General features: G+C 74.7%; 22 protein-coding genes. 8 read left to right on the top strand and 14 right to left on the bottom strand.

Going from position 1 to position 24,709, the window contains the following annotated elements; all coding sequences use genetic code 11:
* Positions 1-60: 60 nt before the first annotated feature.
* A complete protein-coding gene (locus ACFVTF_RS18975; RefSeq protein WP_387814795.1) occupies positions 61-1,320 on the top strand; it encodes a pyroglutamyl peptidase in 1,260 nt (419 codons plus the stop codon).
* A gap of 29 nt (positions 1,321-1,349) precedes the next feature.
* Here the strand turns inward: ACFVTF_RS18975 and ACFVTF_RS18970 are convergent, their stop codons facing one another.
* Complete coding sequence (locus ACFVTF_RS18970; protein ID WP_387814793.1) at positions 1,350-1,850, bottom strand: inorganic diphosphatase; 501 nt, start codon at positions 1,848-1,850, stop codon at positions 1,350-1,352.
* 107 nt (positions 1,851-1,957) lie between these two features.
* Between ACFVTF_RS18970 and ACFVTF_RS18965 the strand changes: the two genes are divergently transcribed.
* The 4 genes from ACFVTF_RS18965 to ACFVTF_RS18950 all read left to right on the top strand — a co-directional run bounded on the left by ACFVTF_RS18965 (position 1,958) and on the right by ACFVTF_RS18950 (position 5,791).
* Positions 1,958-2,776, top strand: a complete 819-nt coding sequence (locus ACFVTF_RS18965) for a hypothetical protein (RefSeq protein WP_387814792.1) — start codon at positions 1,958-1,960, stop codon at positions 2,774-2,776.
* 137 nt (positions 2,777-2,913) lie between these two features.
* Entirely contained in the window at positions 2,914-3,123 is a 210-nt protein-coding gene (locus ACFVTF_RS18960) for a ferredoxin (RefSeq protein WP_371521868.1), read from the top strand.
* Positions 3,113-4,480 (top strand): NAD(P)/FAD-dependent oxidoreductase, encoded by a 1,368-nt coding sequence (locus tag ACFVTF_RS18955; RefSeq protein ID WP_371521866.1) that lies wholly within the window; start codon positions 3,113-3,115, stop codon positions 4,478-4,480. Before ACFVTF_RS18960 ends, ACFVTF_RS18955 begins: the two co-directional genes overlap by 11 nt.
* A 93-nt stretch (positions 4,481-4,573) precedes the next feature.
* Positions 4,574-5,791, top strand: a complete 1,218-nt coding sequence (locus ACFVTF_RS18950) for a cytochrome P450 (protein ID WP_387814790.1) — start codon at positions 4,574-4,576, stop codon at positions 5,789-5,791.
* 57 nt (positions 5,792-5,848) lie between these two features.
* Here ACFVTF_RS18950 and ACFVTF_RS18945 read toward each other — a convergent pair whose 3' ends face one another.
* The 4 genes from ACFVTF_RS18945 to ACFVTF_RS18930 form a co-directional block, all read right to left on the bottom strand.
* Positions 5,849-7,732, bottom strand: coding sequence for a CocE/NonD family hydrolase (locus ACFVTF_RS18945; RefSeq protein WP_387814788.1), 1,884 nt, complete (start codon positions 7,730-7,732; stop codon positions 5,849-5,851).
* Positions 7,729-8,154: a cupin domain-containing protein gene (locus tag ACFVTF_RS18940; RefSeq protein ID WP_387814786.1), complete on the bottom strand. Its 426-nt coding sequence runs from the start codon at positions 8,152-8,154 to the stop codon at positions 7,729-7,731. The genes ACFVTF_RS18945 and ACFVTF_RS18940 overlap by 4 nt, the downstream gene beginning before the upstream one ends.
* Before the next feature lie 161 nt (positions 8,155-8,315).
* A complete protein-coding gene (locus ACFVTF_RS18935) occupies positions 8,316-9,050 on the bottom strand; it encodes a Mut7-C RNAse domain-containing protein (protein WP_387814784.1) in 735 nt (244 codons plus the stop codon).
* A 222-nt stretch (positions 9,051-9,272) separates the two neighbouring features.
* The gene (locus ACFVTF_RS18930) at positions 9,273-10,538 is read right to left on the bottom strand and encodes an MFS transporter (protein ID WP_387814782.1); all 1,266 of its coding nucleotides are present in this window, start codon (positions 10,536-10,538) and stop codon (positions 9,273-9,275) included.
* Between the two features lie 328 nt (positions 10,539-10,866).
* Between ACFVTF_RS18930 and ACFVTF_RS18925 the strand changes: the two genes are divergently transcribed.
* From ACFVTF_RS18925 to ACFVTF_RS18915, 3 genes are all read left to right on the top strand, one after another.
* Positions 10,867-13,248, top strand: a complete 2,382-nt coding sequence (locus tag ACFVTF_RS18925) for a molybdopterin cofactor-binding domain-containing protein (RefSeq protein WP_387814780.1) — start codon at positions 10,867-10,869, stop codon at positions 13,246-13,248.
* Positions 13,249-13,277: 29 nt separating this feature from the next.
* Positions 13,278-13,742: a (2Fe-2S)-binding protein gene (locus ACFVTF_RS18920; RefSeq protein WP_387814778.1), complete on the top strand. Its 465-nt coding sequence runs from the start codon at positions 13,278-13,280 to the stop codon at positions 13,740-13,742.
* Positions 13,743-13,829: 87 nt separating this feature from the next.
* Positions 13,830-14,996, top strand: a complete 1,167-nt coding sequence (locus ACFVTF_RS18915) for an alpha/beta hydrolase family protein (protein ID WP_387814776.1) — start codon at positions 13,830-13,832, stop codon at positions 14,994-14,996.
* Positions 14,997-15,025: 29 nt separating this feature from the next.
* On the opposite strand, the gene ACFVTF_RS18910 is transcribed toward ACFVTF_RS18915, so the two are convergent.
* From ACFVTF_RS18910 to ACFVTF_RS18870, 9 genes are all read right to left on the bottom strand, one after another.
* Positions 15,026-16,072, bottom strand: coding sequence for a hypothetical protein (locus ACFVTF_RS18910; RefSeq protein ID WP_387814774.1), 1,047 nt, complete (start codon positions 16,070-16,072; stop codon positions 15,026-15,028).
* A complete protein-coding gene (locus ACFVTF_RS18905) occupies positions 16,069-16,989 on the bottom strand; it encodes an ABC transporter ATP-binding protein (protein ID WP_387814772.1) in 921 nt (306 codons plus the stop codon). Before ACFVTF_RS18905 ends, ACFVTF_RS18910 begins: the two co-directional genes overlap by 4 nt.
* A 31-nt stretch (positions 16,990-17,020) precedes the next feature.
* Positions 17,021-17,428 (bottom strand): GntR family transcriptional regulator, encoded by a 408-nt coding sequence (locus ACFVTF_RS18900; RefSeq protein WP_063350485.1) that lies wholly within the window; start codon positions 17,426-17,428, stop codon positions 17,021-17,023.
* A 93-nt stretch (positions 17,429-17,521) separates the two neighbouring features.
* Complete coding sequence (locus ACFVTF_RS18895) at positions 17,522-18,913, bottom strand: DUF2079 domain-containing protein (protein WP_387814770.1); 1,392 nt, start codon at positions 18,911-18,913, stop codon at positions 17,522-17,524.
* A 161-nt stretch (positions 18,914-19,074) separates the two neighbouring features.
* Complete coding sequence (locus ACFVTF_RS18890; RefSeq protein ID WP_387814769.1) at positions 19,075-19,677, bottom strand: TIGR03086 family metal-binding protein; 603 nt, start codon at positions 19,675-19,677, stop codon at positions 19,075-19,077.
* 223 nt (positions 19,678-19,900) lie between these two features.
* Positions 19,901-20,656 carry an SDR family NAD(P)-dependent oxidoreductase gene (locus ACFVTF_RS18885; RefSeq protein ID WP_371521840.1) on the bottom strand — a complete coding sequence of 252 codons (756 nt, stop codon included), beginning with the start codon at positions 20,654-20,656 and terminating at the stop codon, positions 19,901-19,903.
* Positions 20,657-20,948: 292 nt separating this feature from the next.
* Positions 20,949-21,713: a transglycosylase family protein gene (locus tag ACFVTF_RS18880; protein ID WP_387814768.1), complete on the bottom strand. Its 765-nt coding sequence runs from the start codon at positions 21,711-21,713 to the stop codon at positions 20,949-20,951.
* Positions 21,714-22,266: 553 nt separating this feature from the next.
* Positions 22,267-22,935, bottom strand: a complete 669-nt coding sequence (locus tag ACFVTF_RS18875; protein WP_363374509.1) for a response regulator transcription factor — start codon at positions 22,933-22,935, stop codon at positions 22,267-22,269.
* 122 nt (positions 22,936-23,057) lie between these two features.
* Complete coding sequence (locus tag ACFVTF_RS18870; protein WP_387814938.1) at positions 23,058-24,707, bottom strand: sensor histidine kinase; 1,650 nt, start codon at positions 24,705-24,707, stop codon at positions 23,058-23,060.
* Positions 24,708-24,709 lie beyond the last annotated feature (2 nt).

Genomic DNA, 24,709 nt, shown 5'->3' with positions numbered 1-24,709 from the left:
CGGCCCGCGCGGCCGGGGCGCCCTGGCGGGGTGTCGGCTCCCGACCTATTGTCAGGTGACATGACACGCCTTCGTCGCGCCACCACCCTGGCCGCCGCCCTCACCGGGACCCTCGCCGCCCTGCTCGCCCCGGCCACCGCCCAGGCCCGTCCGGCAGCCTGTCAGGTCGTCGGCACCGCCCCGGTGGACACCGAACAGGCCCGGCTCCAGGACCAGCGGACGACCGCCTTCACCGAGCGCTCCGGCCTGCGCGACCTGCTCCGGGGCTTCCCCGCCGCCCTGTGCGCCGCCCGGAACGCCCGGCAGGCGGAGCGGGTGGCGGGCGCCTGGGGCCGGGCGCTCTGGCAGGCCGGGGTGGACCGGGCCCAGGGCCGGCGGCCCGGCGGCGAACTCCCCGCCCGCGACGACCGCCCGCTGTACTGGACCAGGCTCGCGATGACCGTCCAACTGGCCCGCTGGCAGCCCCGGTTCGACGTCGACCCGGCCGACCTGCGGGCCCGCTTCGAGGACGCCTCCCGGGGCCTCGACGACGGCTTCACCGCCGCCCCCGGCATCCGGCGGATCTTCGTCAGCGGCTTCGACCCGTACGGCCTCGACACCGAGCCGCGCCGTGCCAACCCCTCCGGCGCGGCCGTGCTGCAACTGCACGGGCGCCGGATCACCCTCGCCGACGGCAGCCCGGCCGAAGTCCGGGCCGTCCTGCTGCCGGTCCGCTACGGCGACTTCGACGACGGCGTCGTCGAGCGCGCCTTCGGCCCGCACCTCACCCCCGGCCCACAGGCCGCCGACCTGATCACCAGCATCAGCCAGGGCTACCCGGGCCTGTTCACCCTGGAGGCCTGGGCCGGGCGGGCCCGCTCCGCCGATCCCGCCACCGACAACACCGGCACCCTCTCCGGCGGCACCCGGCAGCACCCGGTCACCGCCCCGGGCCTGGACGACGGCCCGGAGTTCATCCGCACCACCCTGCCCACCGACGCCATGACGGCCGTCCAGCAGCCCTACCCCGTCCGCCTCAACACCACCGTCACCGAGATCCCCGAGGGCGGCGTCGACCCCGTCGACCGCGCGGACGGCCCCACCCCCGGCTCCCGCGCCGTCGCCGGTGGCGGCGGCGGGTACCTCTCCAACGAGGTCGCCTACCGCTCCAACCGCCTGCGCCTCGACCTCGCCCCCGACCTCCCCGGCGGTCACCTGCACACCCCCGTGCTCACCGGCCTGCCCGCCCAGCAGGACCGCCTCACCGCCCCGGAGTTCGAGCAGAACGAGGCCGCCATCGCCGACCAGGTCCGCGAGATCCTGCGCCACGCCCGGTTCTGAGCCCTGGGCGCGCGCGGGGGGGGGGACGGCTACACCGGCCGGGCGAAGCGCGTCCCCGCCGCGCGCGCCCGGGACTCGGCGATCTGCGCGTACGCGGCCTCCCGGTCCGCCCAGTGCGAGCCCTCGACCGACTTGCCGCGCTCCAGGTCCTTGTAGACCTGGAAGAAGTGGGTGATCTCCAGCAGGTCGAACTCGCGCAGGTCGCCGATGTCGCGCAGGTCGCCGTAGCGCGGGTCGTGGGCGGGGACGCACAGCACCTTCTGGTCCGGCCCGCGTTCGTCCCGCATCACCCACATGCCGACCGCCCGGCAGGTGACCACGCACCCCGGCACGGCCGGTTCACCGCCGAGCACCAGCGCGTCCAGCGGCTCCGCGTCGCCGCCGAGGGTGCCCTCGACGTAGCCGTAGTCCGCGGGGTAGCGGGTGGCGGTGAACAGGGTGCGGTCGAGGCGGATCCGGCCCGCCGCGAAGTCCATCACGTACTTGTTCCGCGACCCCTGCGGGGTCTCGATCAACACCTCGAACTCCACCGCGGCCTCCTCCTCTGCGTCTGGGGAGATTGTCCGCCGTCCCGGCCGTCCGGGCACCCTCCGCAAACGCCCTCCGCGGCCCGCCGGGGTCCGTTAGCATCCGGATCATGGGGAGTTGGCGTGTCACCGTCCAGAACCACCACCGCCGCAGCGGCGGGCGGCCGCAGGGGCGCCCGGAGGGGCCGCTCGCCCGCCACGGCGACCTGGCGCTGTACGGGCGGGACGGCGAGATCAGCTGTGTCGACGCCGAGGGCCTGGTCCGCTGGCGCCGCCCCTGCGCGGGGCGCCCCAACGCGGCCCACCTCTCCGGCGGCCGGGCGCTGGTCACCACCGACTCCTTCGAGTACACCGCCTGGGGCCACCTCGGCCCCGCCCTGCTGCTGGACCTCGACGACGGCGCCCTGGTCGCCGAACTGCGCGGCGAGCGCGGCACGGCCCTGGGCGACGGCCGCTTCGTGCTCGGCCTGGAGGGCTACGGCGCCTTCGACACCTGGGCCTACGACCGGGACGCCACCCTGGTCGACTCCTGGCGCAGCTACGGCCACTACGTGGTCGGCGGCGGCCTGCGCGTCGTCGAGACCGACCGCCGCCGGCCGACCGGGAGCCGGGTGGTGCGGCTGCTGCCCGGCGGGGGGATCGAGAGCGGCCCGCTGCTCGCCGACCCGCAGGCCCCCGCGCCGGTGGTGCTGGCCGACGGCACCGTCCTGGTGCTGGACGCGGGGGTGCTGCGCGCCGTCGGGCACGACCTCGACGCCACCGTGCTCGCCGAGTTGCTCCCGCTGTCCGGCGACGACCTGCACCGGTTCACCGGCACCCTGCGCCGCACGGCCGACGGCCTGACCGTGACGCTCGTGGAGCGCCACCCGACCCGGATGGGCGGCTACACCACCCACCGCTGGACCCTCGGGCTGGAGTCGCCGAACTAGGGCATGCCTGGCTGCTCTCCTGGCCCCCGTCGTTCCCCGGCGGCCACTCTCCGCGACCGCTCCCACGGAGCAGTACCGGGCGCGCGGCCGCTCCGGCGGCGGTAGGACGGACACAGACGTGCCCGGGAGGAGAGACCGTGAAGATCGTCGTCGACCTCAACCGCTGCCAGGGCTACGCGCAATGCGCGTTCCTCGCTCCCCGAGTGTTCGAACTGCACGGGGAGGAGGCCCTGCTCTACACCCCGCAGGCCGCCGAGGACCAGCGTGACCGCGTCCGGCGGGCCGCCGCGGCCTGCCCGGTGCAGGCCATCGTGGTCGAGGAGGAGGACCGGTCCGATGTCCGATGACCTCAAGAACGGCCGGATCGTCATCGTCGGCGCCTCGCTGGCCGGCCTGCGCGCCGCCGAGACGCTCCGGGACGAGGGCTTCGCCGGGCAGCTGACCGTGGTCGGCGAGGAACGCCTTCCCCCGTACGACCGGCCGCCCCTGTCCAAACAGGTGCTGCTCGGGCGGGTGCGCGCCGAGGAGACCGCGCTGCCCCGGCGCCGCGAGGTGGACGCGCAGTGGAAGCTCGGCGTCCGCGCCACCGGTGTGGACGGGGCCGGCCGGCAGGTCCTGCTCGCGAACGGCGAGCAACTGCCCTACGACCGGCTGCTGATCGCCACCGGCACCCGGGCCAGGCCCTGGCCGAAGGCCGAGCAGGCCGCACTCGACGGGGTGTTCACCCTGCGCACCGCCGAGGACGCGGCCGGCCTGGCCGAGCGGCTGGACGCCGGCCCGAAGCGGGTGCTGGTGATCGGCGCCGGGTTCACCGGCTCCGAGATCGCCTCCGCCTGCCGGGAACGCGGACTGGACGTCACCGTCGCCGAGCGCGGCCCCGCCCCGCTGGTCGGGGCCCTCGGCGGGGCCTTCGGCGCCCTCGCGGCCAAGGTCCAGCTCGCCCACGGGGTCGACCTGCGCTGCGGGGTGACCGTCTCCGCGCTGACCGGCCGAGCGGGCCGGCTCACCGGCGCCGAGCTCTCCGACGGCACCCGGATCGAGGCGGACGTCGCCGTGGTCGCCCTGGGCGCCGTCCGCAACACCGAATGGCTGGCCGAGTCGGGGCTCGCCGCCGGCCCGCGCGGGGTGGCCTGCGACGCGGGCTGCCGCGCCTTCGACATGTACGGGATCGTCACCGACGACGTCTTCGTCGCGGGCGACGTCGCCCGCTTCCCGCACCCCCTCTTCGAGTACCAGCTGCTCTCCCTCGAACACTGGGGCAACGCGGTCGCACAGGCCGAGGTGGCGGCCCACAACATGGTCAGCCCGGGGCCGCAGCGGCGCCCGCACCTGAGCGTGCCGTCCTTCTGGTCCAGCCAGTTCGGGCTCAACATCAAGTCCGTCGGCGTGCCCACCTTCTCCGACCACGTGGTCCTCGCCCAGGGCTCGGTCGAGGAGCGCCGGCTCGTCGCGGTCTACGGGTACCGGGGCCGGATCACGGCCGCCGTCAGCGTGAACCGGGCCAAGTGGCTGGAGCACTACCAGCGGCTGATCGAGGCCGCCGCGCCGTTCCCGCCCGACTGGGACGGCGTGGAGCCGCCCGCCTCCCGCATCCCGGTCCCCTCCGACGTGCCCGACCCGAAGGTGCTCTCGCACGGCCCGACCGTCGCCCTCACCGGCCACCTGCCCGACCGGCGGCTGACCCTGCGGCGCTGGGGCGGCTGAGCCCACCCGCCACCGCTCGACGGGCGCACGCCCACCGGGCCCCGCCGTCCGTCGAGGACCACCACCGCCGCCACCCCCGAGGAGCCACCGCGCATGGCCGCCGCCGACACCCTGTTCCGCCGGATCACCGACTACGCCAACCGCGCCGACCCCTACCCCCTGTACGCCGAGCTCCGCGAGCACCGCGTGGCCCGCCAGGACGACGGCAGCTACCTGGTCGGCACCTACCACGAGGTCGCCGCGCTGCTGCACGACCCGAGGGTCAGCTCGGACCGCCGCAACCGCACCGTCCCGGACGAGCTGCAGGGCAGCGTCCCGGTCGCCTTCATCGGCCGGGACGACCCCGAGCACGAACGGCTGCGCAACATCGCCATGCGGCCCTTCGGCCCGCCCCACGCACCCGACCGGGTCGACGCCATGCACGACGAGATCGCGCGGATCACCGGGGAACTGATCGACGGGCTCCGGGGCCGCGACCGGATCGACCTGGTCGAGGACTTCGCCTACCCGCTGCCGGTCACCGTCATCTGCCGGCTGCTCGGCGTGCCGCGCGAGGACGAGCCGCGGTTCCACGCCTGGTCCGAGACGCTGATCGCGGGCTTCGACCCCACTCCCGACAGCGATCCGTCCGAGCGCCAGCAAGCGGCCACGCAGGCCCGGATGGAGATGGGGCTGTACCTCGGCGAACTCGCCGAGAGCCGCCGGGGCAAGCCGTCCGACGACCTGCTCTCCGCCTTCGTCAACGACCCCGGCCCGTCGGGCGGCTTCACCCAGACGGAGCTGATGGCCACCGCCGTCCTGCTGCTCATCGCCGGGCACGAGACGACCGTCAACCTGATCACCAACGGCGTGCTCACCCTGCTGCGCCACCCCGAGAACCTGGAACTGCTGCGCGACAAGCCGGAGTTGATGCCGCGCGCGGTGGAGGAGCTGCTGCGCTACGAACCCCCGGTCCAGCTGCTGCCGCAGCGCACCGCGCTCACCGACATCGAGGTCGCCGGGGTCACCATCCCCAAGGGCGCGCCGCTGATCCTGGTGCTCGCCGCCGCCAACCGGGACCCCCTGCGGTTCCAGGAGCCCGACCGCTTCGACCCGACCCGCCCGGACAACCAGCACCTCGGCTTCGGCAGCGGCGTGCACAGCTGCTTCGGCGCCCCGCTCGCCAGGGTCGAGGCGCAGCTCGCGCTCACCGCGCTCATCCACCGCCTGGACGGCCCCCGGCTGCTCCAGGACCCGCCCGAGTACCGGCGCAGCCCCGTCCTGCGCGGGCCCCGGCACCTGCCGCTCGCGCTCTCCGGGGTGAGGGACTGAGCAGCCCGGGCCCGGGAGGCGGCATCGGCCTCCCGGGCCCGGGATCGTTCGGCGGCGCTACGGGGTGCTGCGCACCACCGGCAGTTCCAGGAAGGACGGGTCGGCTCCGCCGTGCCCGATCCGGTAGCCGGCCCGGCCGTCGGCAGGGAGCAGTTGGAAGGAGTCCGGGTTGGCGGCGGCGACGGTGAGCCGGATCCGCTCGCCGGCCCGGAAGAGCACCGCGACGGGTTGCAGGTCGATGGTGACCTGACGGGCCCGGCCCTGCGGGAAGGGCGCCGCGTCGGTGGCCGCGTAGCTGCGGGGCGTGCGCAGCCGGCGCCAGTCGGGGTTGTCGTCCCGGTCGGCCACGGCCCGGTCGGCGAGGGCGAGTTGGCCCTCGGTCAGGTAGGTGACCCGGCCGTCGGGGGCGACGTCCTCCAGGTAGACGTGCAGGGCGCCCTGGGCGGTGCCGTCGAGGCCGGTGACGTCGAGCGTGACGCGGCCGTTGCCGGTCACCCGGGTGTCGCCGGTCAGCGGCGGGGTGGTGTAGCTGAGGAGTTTGGCGTCCACGGCGGCCCGGTCGGGGTAACTGACCGGGCTGCCGGTGAGGTTGGTGTTCCAGCGGTCCAGCGGGCCGGTGCCGGCGGTGGGGTCGAGGCGCAGCAGGTCGGCGCCGGGGCGGTCGTCCGGATCGGGCCGTCGGCGGCTGAGCGCGGTGTCCTCGCCGAGGTAGAGCCGCTGCGGGCGGGTGCCGGGCAGCGGCCAGCGGGTGGTGGTGCGCCAGACGCCCTCGTTGAAGGTGTAGTAGTGCAGTTGCCGGGTGCCGTCGGGGCGGCCGTCGGCCCGCACGTAGCGGTCGAAGAAGTCGAACGTCCGCTGGGCGAGCTGGGCGCGTTCCTGGTCGGTGAGGTGGCGGGCGGGTTGGAAGGGGTCGGCGAGGTAGCCCTGGCCGTGGCTCCACGGGCCGATCCAGGCGTCCTGGGTGTTGGAGAGGCCGGTGAACTGGGAGAGCACGCCGTTGGCGGTGCCCGCGTCGAGCCAGCCGGCGTCGGTGAGCACGGGGACGCCGCCGGCCTCGACGGCGTCGGCCTTCTCGCCGACGCTGCCGACCGTCCAGCTCTTCGGGCCGTCCTGGTAGTCGCGGTACACGCCGGCCTCGGCCATGTCGACCAGGTTGGCGTTGCCCGCGTGCTCGGCGCGCGCGGCGGCGAGCAGGGCCGGGCCGTCCGGGCCGTCGACCGGCCGGGGCACGGCGCCGGTCAGGCCGGCGGCGGCGCAGACCTGCCGGGTCTGCTCGTCGGTGTCGCAGGTGGTGCCGCCGGCCTGGTCGAGGATGCGCAGCAGCAGCGCGTACGGGGCGATCCGGGGCTCGATGAGCAGGCCGCCGGGGCGCACCAGGTCCTCGTACGGGTCGAAGTCGTAGGAGACCGGGGCGGCGGCGGTGATGTGGTGGTTGCCGAGGGCGGTGGCGAGCATCGCGGTGTCGCCGCCGTAGGAGACGCCGGTGGTGCCGACCCGGCCGTTGGACCAGGGCTGGGCGGCGATCCAGTCGCTGAGCGGGCCGCTGTCGGCGACGGTGTCGGCGCCGAGTTCGGAGCTCAGGGTGCCGAAGGAGGCGCCGGTGCCGCGCAGGTCGGCGACCACGTAGGCGTAGCCGTGGGCGTTCCAGCCGTCGGCGTCGCTGCTGCGGCCGCCGTTGCCGGGTGCGCCGGGGTAGACCCGGGCCCGCCAGTAGCGCTGGGTGACCAGGACGGTGGGCAGGTTCGCGCCGTCCCTGGTGCCCTCGGGCAGCCAGACGTCGACGGCGAGGCGGACGCCGTCGGGCATCGTCACGTAACGCGACTGGAGGTGCGGCTCGGCGGCCGGGGCGGCCGCGGCAGGCGCCACCGCGAGTCCGAACACGGCCGCGGCCGTGACCAGCGCCGCCAGCGGGCGGCGCGGAATCCCCCCTGTCCGGCTCACCGGGAGGTCGGCTTCCAGGGGCCTTCCTCAGGCCTGGCCTCGGTGTCGGTGCCTGGCCAGGGCGGCATGGTGACGGCGGCGATCCGCAGCGGCCGGTCGGCGTCCTCGTCGGCCCGGAACTGGAACGCCGTGCCGAGCGGGATCGAGGCCGCCGTCCCGGGCACGAGCCGGACGGTCTCCTCCCGCCCGCCCTGGCGGCGCCACAGCTCCCCGGCGCCGTCGACGACCTGCCACAGCTCCTGCACGGTGGCGTGCGACACGGCGTGCGACACCTGTCCGGGGGCGAGCTCGAACACCGCGAGGCTCCCCTGTCCGTCCAGGACCAGCAGCGGGAACACCGCGGCCCCGTCCGGTGCGGTCACCACCTGGACGTCGTCGACGTCCGCTGTCTGGAACGGTTGTTGCACTGGCTGACTGGTCATCCGACCCGGCCTCTCTCGCGTCACGGAGTACCTCGGTCTCGCCCCCCACCGCCGATGAGAACACGCCCCGGCGCCCGGCCGCCACCCTGAGATGTCCCGTAGTCCGACGCGCCGGCCCCGCGCCGCTCCGGCGGTGGCCCCGTGCCGGCCGCGCGCCGGTCTCAGCCGCCGCCGGGCGTGCCGAACTCGCGGAGGGCGTCGGTGACGATCGCGTCCAGCCGGGCGTGGTGGGCGCCGCGCCAGTAGGCCTGGCCGCAGTCGACGCACTGGGCGAAGACGTCGTAGGAGCGCTCGGTGCCGTCCCGCAGCTGCTCGCGCACCGAGGTCTTGTCGGCCTCGCGCAGCGTGCCGTTGCAGGTGGTGCAGCGGCTCCACGGGTCGAGCGGGGGCGCGAAGCGGGAGAGCACGTCGCGCAGCTGCTCGTTGGGGCGGTGGCTGTAGACGTAGGCGCCGGCCCACAGTTCGCGGCGGCGCAGCAGGCCCCGGTCGCGTGAGAGCAGGACGCGCTGCTCGGCGGCGGAGCGGGCGGCGAGCGCGGCGTCGCCGATGTCCGGGTTCTCGTAGGCGGCGTCGACGCCGAGCAGGCGCAGCCGGCGGGTGAGGGTGCCGAGGTGGACGTCCAGCAGGAAGCGCGGCGGGGCGGGCGAGGGCTGCGGCCGGTCCACGGCCCGGACGGTGACGTGTTCCTCGTCGACCGGCACGTGCGACCCGGGCACCGGCCGGCCGTCCACCAGCAGCGTGCCGACCTCGGTGAGCGGGACGCCCAGGGACTCGACGACATGGCCGAGCGTCGAGGTGCCGTCGGTGCGCAGCGCCGAGCGGCCGGCCCGCCGGGGCCCGGAGACGAAGAGGTGCAGCTCGGGGGCGAAGTCGAGCCAGATCTGGGGTCGGTCCACGCGGCCAGCATGCCAGCGGGCGGCGGCCCGGGCCACCGGTTTCCGGTCAGCCGTCGGAGCATTCTCGGGCGGGCTCGCGGCGGCGGCGGCCGGCGCGGGCCCCGACCGGGGCTGAGCAGCCGGTTCGGGGCGGCGCGCAGGGGCGTCGAGGACACCGTCGAGGCGGCGGGGAAAGCCTGTGCGAAGGGCACCGGGCCGGCGGGGAAGGCCGGCGCGGGGCCGCTACGGGACCGCGACGGCGGGGGTGACCGGCTCCGGGCGGCCCCGGTCGCGGTCCCGCTCGGCCCAGCGGACGACCGGCCCCATCGCGTACCCGGCCGCCAGGAAGAGGCCGCCCAGGACGAGCCAGCCCGCGAGCCCGCCGTCCAGCAGCAGGGTGGTCAGCAGCAGCGGCCCGAGGGTGCGGGCGACGGCCACGCCGGTGCCGAAGAAGCCCTGGTACTGGCCGATCCGCTCGGGCGGGGCGAGGTCGAAGCTGATCTGCCAGGAGCCCGCCGACTGCCGCATCTCGCCGATCACCTGGAGGACGGAGGCCGCCACCAGCAGCGCGGCGACCGCCCACACCGGGACGTCCAGGGCCGACAGGCCGAACACCGCGCAGGAGGCGAGCAGCACCGCCCCGGCCGAGCGGACGGCCCGCGCGGCCGGGCCCAGGCCGGTGACACCGCGCGCCGCCCGGACCTGGAAGACCAGCACGGCCAGGGTGTTGAGGACGAACAGGGCCGAGCCGAGCCAGCCGATCCCGGGCGCCCGGTCGGCGATCCAGAGCGGGATGACCAGGCTGAGCAGCGGCATCCGCAGCAGCAGCACGGCGTTGACCAGCGCGACGGCGGCGTACCGGCGGTCGCGCAGGACGGCCAGCCGGGGCCCGGCGCCCGACCGGGCCGGGGCGGGCGGGGCTTCGGGCAGCCGCAGCAGGATCAGCGCACCGGCCAGGAAGCCGAGCGCCGTCACCACGAAGGCGCCGAGGAAAGCGGCCCGGGTGCCGACGGTGAGCGCGATGCCGCCGATGGCGGCGCCGACGGCCAGCCCCCCGTTGAGGGTCGACTGGAGGTGGGCGAGCAATCCGGTGCGCTGGGCGGGCGGCACCAGGGTGGCGACCAGCGCCTGCCGGGCGGCGGTGAGCCCGGACTGCGTCGTGGCGTAGAGGCAGACCGCCGCCAGGAACGGCCCGTAGGAGCGGATCACCAGGAAGGCGGCGACCACCACCGCCGTGGCCAGGGCGAGCGCCACGGCCGTCCGGCGCGGGCCTCGGCGGTCGGCGAGGGCGCCGAGCGGGACGCCCGCCAGCGAGCCGAGCGCCCAGGCCACGGCGAGGCCGGCGCCGAGGGCGGTCGCCGACATGCCGACGACGTGGGTGAAGTAGAGCGCGGAGCAGGTGTAGTAGGCGCCGTCGCCGACAGAGCTGGCCAACTGGGCCGCGGCGAGGGTCCGTTGGGGCCCGGCGGGCGGGATGAGGGCGGGCGCCGGGGCGCTGCTGGTCGACACGGGTCTCCTGGCTGGGGGCGGCGCGCGGGCCGGGTGTTCGCAACGGTTCGCGGCCCAGCCTAGGCAGGAGGCGAACCGGCGGTAAGGTCCAGTGATCACGGAACTTCTTGGTCCACTTCCGGTCCCCACCGCACCGGCGGGCGAGCGCTGAACCCCCGTACGACGGCGGCGAATCGCTCCTCCCGCGGGCCCGGAACCGGCCCCGGCCGTACCGCCGCCGCGCCCTCCGTACCCGCTCCGAATCCGCCTCGCACACCGGTCTCAGGGCGTCACCGACCGTGCCGAAGGGCCAAGTTTTGCCGTATTGACCGGTCAGTAACGCGCTCCTATGCTCAACGGCATTCGCGATCCGGCACCGGGCCCGGCGCCGCCGTGCCCGCCCGATCCGCCGCCGTCATCGGCTCGAAGGGCTCTTCCCATCAGCACCTCCATCGCCCGCTCGGACGACACCGGCCACCCGGGCGACACCGGCCACCCGGGCGACGCACGGGACGGCGCCGGCACCCGCCGCCGCCGCTTCCTCACCTACCTGCTGGCCGCCCCGACCCTCACCGTCGGCGCCCGGCTCGGCCTCGACGCCGCCGCGCCCGCCACCGCGCGGGCCGCCGTCCGCGCCGCCGCCGTCGCCCAGGACGCCGCCGCCCCCTCGCAGTTGATCGGCCTGCCCGGCATCCCGGACATCCTCGACCTCGGCGACGCGCTGATCGTCGCCGGCCTGCCGACCTCGCACCTGCTCGTCCTGGAACTCACCGCCGCCGGGCGCGCCGTGCTGCACCTGCCCCGGCTGGAGGTCGGCCAGGGCCTCACCACGGCCATCGCGATGCTCGTCGCCGAGGAACTCGACGCCCGGATCGGCGACGTGGACGTGCCGCTCTCCGACGGCCGCCCCGAACTGCTCTTCAACCAGCTGACCGGCGCCTCCAACTCGGTGCGCTCGCTGTACGACCCGGTGCGCGCCGCGGCCGCCGCCGCCCGCGCCCGGCTGGTGACCGCCGCAGCGCGGCGCTGGAACGTTCCGGCAGACACCCTGCGCACCGCCGACTCCGCCGTCCTCGCCCCCGACGGCCGCCGCGCCGGCTACGGCGACCTCGCCGCCGAGGCCGCCGCCGTCGCACTCCCCGCCGTGTCCAGCTCCCCCAAGACCGCCGACCAGCTGCGCCTGGTCGGCCGGCCCACCGGCCGGATCGACGCCCGCGACATCGTCACCGGCCGCGCCAAGTACGCCGGGGACCTCGCGATCCCGGGCGCCGTCCCCACCGTCGTCGCCCGCCCGACCACCATCAAGGGCACGGTCAGGACCCTGGACGCCTCGGCCGCCCGCGCCATGCCCGGCGTGCTCGGCGTCGTCCCGATCCCCAGCGGCGTCGCCGTCCTCGCCGAGACCTTCGACCAGGCGCTCAAGGCCCGCGACGCGCTGCGCACCTCCTGGAACCCGGGCCCGGTCGCCAACCTCTCCACCCCCGACATCCGCGCCCGACTGCGCGCCGCCCACGCGCCGTTCCTCATCCCCCCGCTGCTCACCCAGTACGTGGACGGCGAATTCGACTTCGCCTTCGTCAACCACGCGCCGATGGAGGTGCTGACCGCCATCGCCGACGTACGGCCGAACCGGGCCGAGCTGTGGTTCGCCGCGCAGACGCCGATCGTCGCCCAGCAGGCCATCGCCGCCGAACTCGGCCTCCCGCAGAACGCCGTGACCGTCCACGTGGTCCGCGGCGGCGGCTCGTTCGGCCGACGGCTGTTCTTCGACGCCGCCCTGGAGGCCGCCCAGATCTCCAAGGCCGCGGGCCGACCGGTCAAACTCATGTGGACGCGCAACGACGACATGCGCCACGGCCGGATGCGCCCCGCCAGCCACCACCGGATCCGGGCCACCTACGCGCTCGGCCAGGTGCTCAGCTACGAGCACCGCGCCGCCACCGTCAAGACCGACTTCCGGCACGGCCTCGGCGAGATGCTCACCGCCGCCGGCTTCAACCTCACGCTCGCCGGGCTCAGCCTCGCCCAGGCCTTCTTCCTGCTCAGCGAGAAGAACCCGTACAACGTCGGCATCCCCACCCAGCTGCTCGCCGAAGTGCCGCTGGACGTACCCACCGGCAGCTGGCGGTCGGTCTACTCCGGCACCGTCCGGGTCGCCGACGAGATCATGATGGACGAACTCGCCCGCCGGATGGGCCAGGACGCCGTCGCGTTCCGCCGCGCCCGGCTGCGCGGCGCCGCCGGGCGGGCCGTCCTCGACACCGTCGCCAAGGCCGGCAACTGGGGCCGCCCGATGCCCCCCGGCCACGCCCAGGGCATCGGCTACCACGACGAGAACAGCGGGTGCACCGCCTACCTCGTCGAGCTCGACGCCACCGACCCGGCCGACCCCCGGGTCACCAAGGCCGTGATCGCCGCCGACGTCGGCCGGGTCATCAACCCCCGGGGCCTGGAAGCCCAGCTCACCGGCGCCCTGATCGACGGCATCTCGGTCATCCTGCAAGCCGGCAACCACATCGACAACGGGGCCGTGCGCGAGGGCAGTTACGCCGACTTCCGGTACGCCCGGCAGCGGCACACCCCGCCGGCCGTCGAGATCCACCTCATGCCGCCGAGCGGAGCGCCCGGCGGCGCCGGCGAACTGGGCGTCCCGGCGGCCTCCGCCGCGGTCGCCAACGCCTACGCGCGCGCGACCGGCACCAGCCCGCGCTCCTTCCCGATCAACTTCTGACTCCCCCAGCCAAGGAACCCCACCACCCCATGCCCACCCACACCTTCGTCCTCAACGGGCATCCCGTCACCGTCGAGGCCCCGGACGACATGCCGCTGCTCTGGGTGCTGCGCGACAAGCTCGGCGTCACCGGCCCCAAGTACGGCTGCGGGGTGGGCGTCTGCCGCGCCTGCACCAGCCACCTGGACGGCGAGGAGTTCCAGCCCTGCACCCGCTCCGTCAAGGACTGCGAGGGCCACCGCGTCACCACCATCGAGGGCCTGGCCGACGGCGACACCCTGCACCCCGTCCAGGAGGCCTGGCTCGGCTGCGACGTCGCCCAGTGCGGCTTCTGCCAGCCGGGCCAGATCATGACCGCCGTCGCCCTGCTGCGCCGCACCCCGAACCCGACCGACGCGGACATCGACCAGATCCAGAACATCTGCCGCTGCGGCAGCTACCCGCGCATCCGCGAGGCCATCAAGCAGGCGGCGGCCCGGCAGTCAGGAGCCTGACCGCACCGCTCCACCACCCCTGGCCCGGTCGGTCCGGACCGTTTAGGCTGACCGGACCTCAACCACCCCACCACCTAGGGATGCTGGATGATCAGGCGCCGTTCACTGCTGGCACTCGCGGGTCTGGGCGGCGCCGCAGCCCTGCTGCCCACCGGACCCGCCCAGGCCGCCCAGGCCTCGCAGCCCGCTCAGGCCGCCCGGCCGCGCACCATCGACCTGCCCACCCCCACCACCGGTCGCCCGGTCGGCACGACCACCCTGCACCTGGTCGACCGCGACCGCCCGGACCCGTTCGTGCCCGCCGCCGGCCCGCGCGAGCTGATGGTGCAGCTCTGGTACCCGGCCCGCGCCACCGCCGGCCACCCCCGCGCGCCGTACACCACGCCCCGGGTCGCCGCCGCCATCGATCAGCGGGTTTCGCTGGATCCGGGCACCATCGCGGCCCTCCGCTCCACCGCCCGCACCGACGCACCCGCGCTCCCCGGCCCGCTCCCGCTGCTGCTGCTCGGCCACGGCCGCACCGGCCTGCGCAGCAACTGCACCGCGCTGGCCGAGGAGTTGGCCGCCCACGGCTACCTCGTCGCATCGGTCGACCACACCTACGACTCCCTCGCCGTCGAGTTCCCGGACGGCCGGCTGGTGCGCACCGTGCTGGAGGACGAGCCGGCCGACTTGGAGGCCGCCGAGCGCCGCGAGATCGCCGCCCGGGTCGCCGACCTGCGCTTCGTCACTACCGAACTGACCGAGCGCCAGGACCGTTTCCGCGTCGACGGGAGCCGGATCGGCGTGCTCGGCCACTCGATGGGCGGCTCGGCGGCCGCCGAGGCGATGCGCCTGGACGAGCGGTTCCGGATCGGCCTCAACCTGGACGGCGGCCTGTTCGGCTCGCCCGTTCCCGACCTCGGCCTGGACCGGCCCTTCCTCCTGCTCACCTCCCTCGCCGACCACGAGACCTGGCAGCGCTGGCGCAGCCACCAGCACGCCTGGGGTCGGCAGTTGCGCACCCTCGGCGCCGGCCACCTCAGTTTCACCGACCTGCCGCACGCCGCCCTCCCCGGCAACCTGCCGGGCCACATTCCCGCCGACAGCTACGCCGCGCTGCTCGGCACCATCGCCCCGGCCAGGGCGACCGAGCTCACCCGCGCCTACACCCGGGCGTTCGCCGACCACTTCCTCCGCGGCCGCCCCGCGCCCCTCCTCGACGGCCCGTCACCGCGCTTCCCGGAGGTCGAACTCCGCTGGAGCCGCGACTGACGCCCACCCGGGGCCGCGGCCCCGGGGCGTCAGGCCCGCCGGGTCGCCCGCAGCGAGTTGCCGTCCCGCCGCACCCGGAGGAAGAGCACCGTCAGTGCCACGACGGTGAGCGCCACCAGGATCCCGGTCTCGACGAGCTGGATCGGCACGAAGTGCCCGACGGGGTGGTACTCGATCCAGTTGTTCGTGACGCCTTCGCAGCCCCTCGTTCGGTCGCCGTCCCAGCAGAACTGGTCCGAGACCCACCGGCCGTCCTGGAGCACGACCCCGCGGTCGACCAGCCACGCGTTGGTGGGCTGCCCGAAGTAGACGTTGTGCGGGACCAGTTCCCTGACCGACGGATAGAAGGAGGCGCGGTTCCACCGGAGGAGGCCGTGGACGACCGCCAGCAGCACGCCGGTGGCCAGGACCGAGGCCACCGTGCGGCGCAGCACCTGCCCGACCAGCAGGCCCAGCGCCAGCGCGAACAGCGACCAGGCGACCGGCACCACCCCGAGGCCGGGGTAGGTGAGGCCCTGGAACGGCGGATCGAAGGCGAACGGGCGGCCGCCGATGTCCGCGCGCCACACCCAGGTCGCCAGAACGGCGAGCACCCCACCGGCGGCCAGCACCGCCAGCCCGGGCAGGGCGATCCGCGCGGTGAGCCAGCGCAGCGGGCTGACGGACTGGGTCCAGGCGAGGCGGACGGTTCCCCGCTCGTACTCCTGGGCGAGCATCGGGGCGCCGAGGAACATGCCGATCAACAGGGGGACGGCGACCAGGACCGGCTGGAGCCACGTGATGTACAGGGAGGTGCGGCGGATGATGGGCCCGACCATGCCCTGGCAGCCGGCGTTGGACCAGCTGGCGATGTCGGAGCACTCGGCCCGGTGCAGATCCGCCATCAGCGACTGGACGGTGAAGTGCAGCCAGAGCAGGGTGGCCGACGCGGTGACGACCAGGACGGCGATCGCCCACAGCGCGGTGCGGCTCTGACGCCAGCTCAGCCAGAGCAGGCCGCCCGGGCGGGGCGTGGTCCGCGGCTCGCGCGGTGGCGCCGCGGTGGTGGCGCGGTCGGCCAGGACGTTGGTGCTCATGCGGCGATCCCGTTCTCGGTCGTCTGGGCCTGCGTGCCCGGTCCGGTGGCGGCCCGGGCGCTGCCGGCCGGGCTCCGGAGGTAGCCGAGCAGCAGTTCCTCCAGGCTCGGCCGGCCGCTCTCCCACGGGCCGTCGACCGGATCGCCGGTGCGGACCAGCGCGTCGACCCTGCGGCCGGTGGCGCGCTGTTCGACCAGGACGTCCTCGGGGAGCGCGCTGCCGACCGGGCCGGTGAGCAGTTGGTGTCCGTCCAGCAGGTCCTCCACGTCGCCGCAGAGCCGGATCCGCCCGGACTGCACCAGCAGCAGGTAGTCGATGACACCGTCCAGCTCGGGGATGATGTGCGAGGAGACCACGATGGTGGTGCCGCGCTCGGCGGCCTCGGCCATCAGGGTGCCCATCAGCTGGTGCCGGGCGAGCGGGTCGAGGTCGGACATCGGCTCGTCGAGCAGCAGCAGGTCGGGGCGCTTGCCGAGGGCGAGCGCCAGGGCGACCCGGGTGCGCTGGCCGCCGGAGAGCGAACCGATCTTCGCCCTCATCCGCAACTCGCCCTGATCGATGATCTGTTGAGCGAGGTCCTGGTCCCAGGACGGGTTCAGCTCCCGGCCGAGCCGCAGGGTCTCGGCCACCGTGAAGCCGGGGTAGAGCGGCTTGTCCTGGGCCACGTACGCGACCCGGGCGCGCAGGTCCTCGGTGGTGGCGGGTTCACCGAACACCCGCAGCTCCCCCTCGGTGGGGGTGAGCAGACGGGCGGCGATGCCGAGCAGGGTGCTCTTGCCCGCACCGTTGGGGCCGGCCACCCCGCAGATCCGCCCGGCCGGGACGGCGAACGTGCAGTCGCGCAGCGCCCACTCTCCCCGGTAGCGCTTGCCCAGGCCGTCGGCCGCGAGCGCCGCCGCTGCCGGTGGTGTGTTCATCGGGTCGTCCACCCGGTCCCCCCACTGTCCTCTAACTCGGTGTTTCCGGGGAGACCCCGGTGTCGAATCGCTGCTCCAGGACGGAGGCCATCAGCGCGGCGATGTCCTCACGCTCCAGTCCGACCTCTCGGGCCCGGTCCACCCAGCCGACCAGGTCCGCGCGCAGCGGCCCGTCGGCGGCCGCCTCCGGCCGGGCGAGCGAGCGCCGGACGAAGGTGCCGAGCCCCGGCCGGGGCTCGACCAGGCCCTCGCGTTCCAGTTCGCGGTAGGCCTTCAGCACGGTGTTGGGGTTGATCGCGGTCAGCTCGACGACCTCCCGCGCGGTCGGCAGCTTGTCCCCGGGCTGGAGCAGCCCGAGCCGCAAGGCCTGCTTGGTCTGCTGAACGATCTGCTGGTAGGTGGAGACGCCGCTGCGCCGCTCGATGCGGTACTCGATCACACGCGATTCGACCTTTCACTAGTCCAATAGTGGAATAGTGACCCACTGCGGCGCCCGGGTCAACCCGGACCGGGGGCCCGGCGATGCGGACGGTCAGGGCCGCTGCAGCAAGAGGAGGGAGTCCTGGTCGACGACCCGCCGGTAGCCGCGCCGCTCGTACTCGACCAGCATCCGGGCGGTGTCGGCGGTCGCGCACGGGGCCTGCACGCTCGGGTCCGTCCGGTCCACGACCACCCACTCGGGCCCCGGCCCGGTCGGCGCACGGCAGACCAGGGTGACGGTGGCCCGGCCGGTCAGCTGCGCGGCGAGGCGGTTGGAGGCGGCGACGGTCGCACCGTCGGGTATCGAGCCGAGCAGCGCCCGGGTGTGCGCGAGCCGGGCCGAGGTGCGCCACGCCTCGGGCATCACCACCTCGTGCAGCGGATAGACCGGCACCGTCACGGCCGCCACCAGGGCGCTGACGGCGAGCGCGCGCCGCGCCCGGCGCGGGTCGGTGCGGGTCAGGGCGTCCACCAGCGCGGCGAGCACCAGCGGCATCAGCACCGCGCTGTAGTGGTAACTGACGCCCCAGTAGTGCGGGTTGGCCGAGAGCAGCCGCCAGCCCAGGGTCGGCACGCAGAGCAGGACCAACGGCGAGCGCAGCCCGAGGAAGCCCGCGGTCGCGGCGAGCAGGAAGAGCAGCAGCCACTTGACCGGGGGCCAGCCGATCCGGGCCGCCAGCGACCAGGGCGAGGACTGCCCGCCGCCGTCCAGCTGCTGCCAGTAGTCGAACCCGCCGTGCGGGTTGAACGAGGGCAGCACCACCGTCACGGTCAGCACGGTGGCCGCGAGCCCGACGCCCGCGAGCACGAGCCCCGGCAGCGGGCCGCGCCGGCCGCGCCCGCCCCGGCGGGTCTGCCAGGCGATCAGCAGGCCGAAGGCGGCCACGGTCAGGCCGAGGTCCTCCTTGACCAGCAGCAGCGGCAGCGACCACAGCGCCGCGGCCAGCCGGCGGCGCCGGCCGAGCGCGGTGGCCGCGAAGGCCAACAGCGGTACGGCGAAGGCGATTTCGTGGAAGTCGTCACTGACGGCCCGGACGATCCCCCAGGACGCCCCGGTCACGCATCCGATCACCAGGGCGACCCGCGGCCCGCCCGACTCGTACGCCCACCGGGTGAGCGGCACGACCGCCAGCGCCATCAGCAGCGCCTGGGCGACCAGCAGGGTGACGGCCCCCGGGAACAACCGGTAGACCGGAGCGAGCACGGCGATCAGCGGGTGGAAGTGGTCCCCGAGCAGGTGGTAACCGGGCCCCTTGAGCGGCACGATCGGCGCCTGGCCGTGCGCGTACGCACGGACGGCCTGCTCGAAGATGCCCAGGTCGTAGGCCTTGCTCAGGCCGCGCCGGTAGCGGTTGACGGCGACGCAGGTGTAGAGCGCGGCGAACCCCGCGGCCAGGCCCCAGGCCAGGACGGCAGGTCGACGCGGCGGACGGAACAGGCGCATCGGCAAAGTACCCTTTCACTATTCGATTAGTGGAAGGGTGGTGGAAGGGCACACCGCCGTCAACCCCGGTCCGGCCGCGCCGACCGGGCCTCTGACCTGCCCGGATGCGGTCCGCTAGAGGGGTGACGCGGAGCCCGTGGAGGCTTCCGGATCAGCGGGACTCAGGGCCGCGCGGCCTCCGGGTCGCGGCCGAAGAAGCCGGCGAGCCGGTCGTACGGCGGGGCGTCCTCCGGCACGGCGACCTCGGGGCCGAAGGCGTGCTGCTCCTCCTCGGAGCCGCGGTACCCGGGCGTGAGGGCGCCGCGGGCCCAGGCCAGGGCGGCGAGGGCCACCTCGTGGTCCAGCCCCTCGGTGGACTGGTCGGTGGCATGGGCCAAGTCCCAGTCGTGGACGGCGAATTCGGCGATCTGCTGGTCCACCGGGAAGCGGGCCGGCAGGGTACCGACGCCGGGGACCTCCAGCGTGCCGGTGAGGTCGCCCGCCGCCCGCCAGGCGTCGACCAGCTCCTCGGCGCCGGCCTCGAAGGCGTGCAGCCAGTCCTCCTCCACCCGCTCGAAGGGCTGCGACCAGTCCGGCTGCCCGCCCCCGGCCCGGACGGTGAACTGCCGCAGGTCGAACAGCAGATGGCTGACCAGGTCGCCGACGTCCCAGGAGCGGCAGGCCGTCGGGTGCCCGGCCAGCTCGACGCCGACGCCGTCGATCAGCCCGGCGGTCTGCGCGAGGGCCCGGGCGAGCAGCTCGATCGGGTCTTCCGCTGCGGTCATGGCACACCTCTCGGTCGGGAGCGCGTCGCCGGCGTGGCCGGGTGCGGTCGGGAGCACCGCTCGGACCGGGCGATCGTAAACGCGCCCGTCGACGACCGCCCGCCACGACACCGGCCCGGTGGTCGCACCACCGGGCCGGTCTCCGTACTGCGACGCGCTGCGGGCCGTCAGACCCCGAGCGTCAGTCCCCCAGCATCAGTCCCTGGGTACCAGTCCCCGGCCGTCAGGCCGCGAACCCGCCGTCCACCGCGAGCTCCGCGCCCGTGACGTACCGGCCCTCCTCGCCCGCCAGGTAGGCGACGGCGGCGGCGACGTCCGCGCCCGTACCGAAGCGGCCGAGTGCGGTCAGGCTGTTCTGGAGCTCGGCGGCCTCACCGTCCGCCGGGTTCATGTCGGTGTCGATCGGGCCGGGGTGCACCACGTTCGCGGTGATCCCGCGCGGGCCGAGCTCCCTGGCCAGCGCCTTGGTCAGGCCGATCATCGCCGCCTTGCTGAGCGAGTAGATGGTGGCGCCGGGGAAGGCGACCCGCTTGGCGATGCAGCTGCCGATGGTGACGATCCGCCCGCCGTCGGCCAGGTGCGCGGAGGCGGCCTGGGCGAACAGGAACGGCGCCCGGACGTTCACCTCCAGGACCCGGTCGACGTCGTCGAGCGCCAGGTCACCGATCGGGCCGAGGACACCGACGCCCGCGTTGTTCACCAGGACGTCCAGCCGCCCGAACCGCTCCGCGACCTCCGCGACCACGGCCCGTACCGCCTGCGGGTCGGCGCAGTCCGCGCGGACCGCCCAGCCGCGGCGCCCCATCGCGGTGATCTTCGCCGCGACCTGCTCGGCCAGTTCGGCCCCGCCCTGGTAGGTCAGGGCGACGTCGGCACCGTCCTCGGCCAGCCGCAGCGCGACCGCCGCCCCGATCCCCCGGCTGCCGCCGGTCACCAGGGCCACCTTGCCGTCGAGCTTCGCCGCACCGTTCATCGTCATATCTCCAGAACTCCTCGTTCGGATGTGATCCGACTCGTTCCGATCAGAACCCCCGGTTCCGATCTCGGACATGACTCGATCCTGGGCCTCGGCGCCGGAAAGCTCCGGCGGTATTCAGACGTCGCGTTCAACCTTCAACTATCTCCCGAAGCGCCCGCGCACACAGCCTCACGCCCGCGCGCACGCCCGCCCCCTCACGCCCGGCCCCTCCCTCGTGCCCGGCCCCGGAAACGCGCCGGGCCGAGCGGCCGACCCCGGGGAGGGGCGGCCGCTCGGCGCGGGTGCGGAGGTGTCAGACGGTCAGGGTCTGGCCCGGGAAGATGAGATCCGGGTCGCCGCCGATGGTACGGGCGTTCTTGTCGTACAGGTTGCCGGTGTCGGTGCCGAACTTGGCCGCGATGCCGCTCAGCGTGTCACCGCTCTTGACGGTGTAGCCGCCACCGGAGGTGTTCTTCTCCGAGGACGGCGCCGACTGCGCCGGCTTGGCCGACTGCTGCGGCTTCGACGCCTCCTGCTGCTTCGGCACCGGCTTGCTCTTCGGCGCCTGCGGGGCCTGCGGCGCCTGGGTCCTGGGCGTCTTGGCCTTGGGCGCCGGCTTGGCGGCCGGCTTCGAGGGTGCGGTGTCGGTGGTGTCGGCGGTGTCGACGGCGGCCGGGGCGCCGCCCTTGCTCAGACCGGCCTTCTTGGAGCAGACCGGCCACGCGCCGGGCCCCTGCGAGGCGAGGACCTTCTCGGCGACCGTGATCTGCTGCGCCTTGCTGGCCTGGTGGGCCTGGGGGGCGTAGGCGGTGCCGCCGTACGCCCTCCAGGTGCTGGGGGTGAACTGCAGTCCGCCGGAGAATCCGTTGCCGTTGCTGATGCTCCAGTTGCCGCCGCTCTCGCACTGGGCGACGGAGTCCCAGCTGGAGGTGGGCGCGGCGGAGGCCGAGGTGGCCGTGACGAGGCCGGCCACCGGCAGGGCCGCGACGGCGGCTCCCGCGACGACCGCCATCCGCACGCGGTTGCGCTTGGTGGCGGTGGTGTCGGTGGCAGCGGCGGTCTCGTGACGGGAAGTCATATAAGTCCTCTCGGCAAGCCCCGGGCGGGCAGGCGGAACCAGACCCATGACGGGCCGATAGTTGCGCTCACCTCGCTCGACGGGCGGCCGGACACGTCTGGGACGCGCCGTGCCGCCCCGGCCACCTCCACTCGCCGACGACCTGTTCGAGCCGGTCGCGTCGGCGGGCACGGCCCTGGCGCCGGGGGTCAGGTCGGCGGGCCATGCGTCGGGGTGAACCCGGGTGGTGCTCGTTGCACCGCCAATGAAGCTACGGGCCACCTCGGGGTGCAGCAAGCAATTCCTGCTCCCCGCAGGTCAGTTGACTGTTACCGGCGGTATTGATCAAGGTGCCGTGCCCAGTTCGACCGGGTTTGACCACATTTACAAGATCAACTGATCAACTTTCACGCCCCCTCTTCACCTCTGTCCACCTGTGAGCCCGAGCACACCATCCACCCACCGTGACCATGGGCTGACGTACCGTCACCACCGAAGCCGGAGTTCCCCGTTCCGCCGGGCCATTTGGTGGTATCCGCCACACCCGACACGCTCCGCGACCGGTCGGACGCACTCAGTCCCGGGCGCCGAGCTCCGCGTCCCGCGCCAACAGCGCCGCCTGCACCCGGTTCTCACAGCCCAACTTGGCCAGGATCCGGCTGACGTACGTCTTCACCGTCGCCTCGCTCATGTGGATCCGCGCCCCCGCGTCCGCGTTGGACAGCCCCTCGCCGAGCAGCGCCAGCACCTCCAGCTCACGCGGCGTCAGCACCTCCAGCCGGCGCCGGGCCTCCGCACCCCGGGCGGCCGCCGAACCGCTGCGCCCGGAGGCCAGCGAGTCGACGATGTGCCGGGTGGCGGCCGGGGACAGGAAGGCGTACCCGCCGGCCGCCGCGCGCACCGCCTGGATCAGCTCGTGCGGCGCCGTGTCCTTGAGCAGGAATCCGGCGCCGCCCTCGGTCACGGCGCGCAGGACGTTCTCGCGCTCCCCGAAGGTGGTGAGGATCAGCGCCCGCGCGCCGGGTGCGACCCTCGGCAGCTCCGCGAGCGCCGTCAGCCCGTCCATCACCGGCATCTGGATGTCCAGCAGCACCACGTCCACCCGGTGCGCCCGGGCCAGCTCCAGCGCCTCCCGCCCGTCGGCGGCCTCGGCGACCACCTCGATGTCGGCGGCAGAGCCCAGGATCATCCTGATCCCGGCGCGGATGAGCGGCTCGTCGTCGGCGACGAGGACTCGGATCACGGCTGGTCATTCCCCTCGAACGGTGCTGCGGCAGGAACACCATCCTCACATCCGGCCGAAACCCGCGCCCCACCCGGTCCGAGCGGTCAGGGCGCTCCGAACGGTCAGGGCGGTCAGGGCGGTCAGGACTTCGTGAGGTAGTGCTCCTTCTCCACCAGCACCCCGTCCTTGAAGCAGAACCGCACCACGTTGTCCTGGCCCCAGGTGTCGCTGAGGTCACCGGACAGGTACCAGCGGCAGTGCGAGCCCTCCGGGGGCTTGGGCCCGCTGCCCTGGTAGTCGTCGGTGAAGAAGGTGTTCCCCGGCGGCAACCGGTTCAGCACGTCGGCCTCCGGCGTGCCGGTCTCCAGCCCGTCGTACACCGACTTCGGCACCGTCGCGTCGCCGGTGCCCTGGACGAAGGCCACCACGCCCCAGATCAGCAGGCCCAGCACGGTCAGGCCGACCGCCCCCACCCCGACCGCGCAGCCGATCGCCGGACTGCGCCGCCCCTCCTCCGCACCGACGACCGGCGGCAGGCCGTCCAGCACCCAGTCGTCGACCCCGGCGATCGCCGCGGCCCCGTCGCCCGTACCCTCCGCCCCCTCGTACGGCAGCACGCCGGCCAGCCGGAACCCCTGGTCCGGCGTCGGCCCGGCGTGCACCATGCCACCGACCAGCCGGGCCCGCTCGCGCAGGCCGGTCAGCCCCTGGCCACCGCTGACCGCCGGGCCCGCGCCGGCGGGCACGCCCACAGGCTCCGGGGCGCACGGGTTGACCACCTCCACCACCAGCGCGTCCGGCTCGTACCGGAGCGCGACGGTGATCGGCGCGCCGGGGGCGTGCTTGTGCGCGTTGGTGAGCGCCTCCTGCACCATCCGGTACGCCGCGTGGTCCACCGCGGCGGCCAGCGGACGCGGCTCGCCCTCCCGGGAGAAGGAGACCCGCGCACCGGCCGCCCGCGAGGAGTCGACCAGCCCCTCGATCCCGTCCACCCCGCCCCGGGCCGGCGCCGTGTCCGTCACCGGCCGCACCGCCGTCGACTCGTCGTGCAGGACGCCGACCACCTCGCGCAGCTCCCGCATCGCCGCGACCGCCGCCTGCCGCAGCACCCCGACCGCCTCGCGCTGCCGGTCGCTGAGCGTACGGTCCACCTCCAGCGCGCCGGAGTGCACGGAGATCAGCGCCAGCTGGTGGCCCAGGCTGTCGTGCATGTCCTGGGCGATCCGGTGCCGCTCGCGCAGCCGGGCCTGGTGCACCACCATGACCCGCTCGCGCACCAGCTGGTCGTTGCGCTCGCGCAGCGCGTCCAGCAGGGCACGGCGCTGCGCCCGGTAGCGGCCCCAGAGCGCGGGCAGCACGGCGACCAGCAGGAAGCCGCCGAGCGAGAGCCCGACGATCAGCTTGGGCGAAGCCGAGCCGGCGTCCTTCAGCACCCCGGTCACCATGAACAGCACCCAGCTCAGCACGAAGGTGCCGACCAGCGCGGTGACCTTGCGCAGCCTCGCCCCGGCCGACCAGCCGGCGCAGACCAGCAGCGGCATCGGGCCGACGGCCCAGCCGGCCGCGGCCGAGGTGAGCAGCAGCACCGTCGCCGGGAAGGCCGGCCGCAGCACCCACAGCAGCGCGACCCCCAGCCCCACCAGGACGGGGTGGCCGGTACCGGAGGCCACCTCCAGCAGGGCCGCGACCCCGCCCATCAGCAGGGCCAGCGCGCCCTGGCCCACCACCCGCCGGGGCGGCCAGGGCCCGGGAAACGCCGTCCGTACCGCCTTCTTCCAGGCCCGCGCCATCG

This window comes from Kitasatospora sp. NPDC057940 (assembly GCF_042887425.1).
Lineage (GTDB): Bacteria > Actinomycetota > Actinomycetes > Streptomycetales > Streptomycetaceae > Kitasatospora.
The sequence above is the reverse complement of the archived record's forward strand: the minus strand, read 5'-3'. Positions and strand labels throughout refer to the sequence as shown.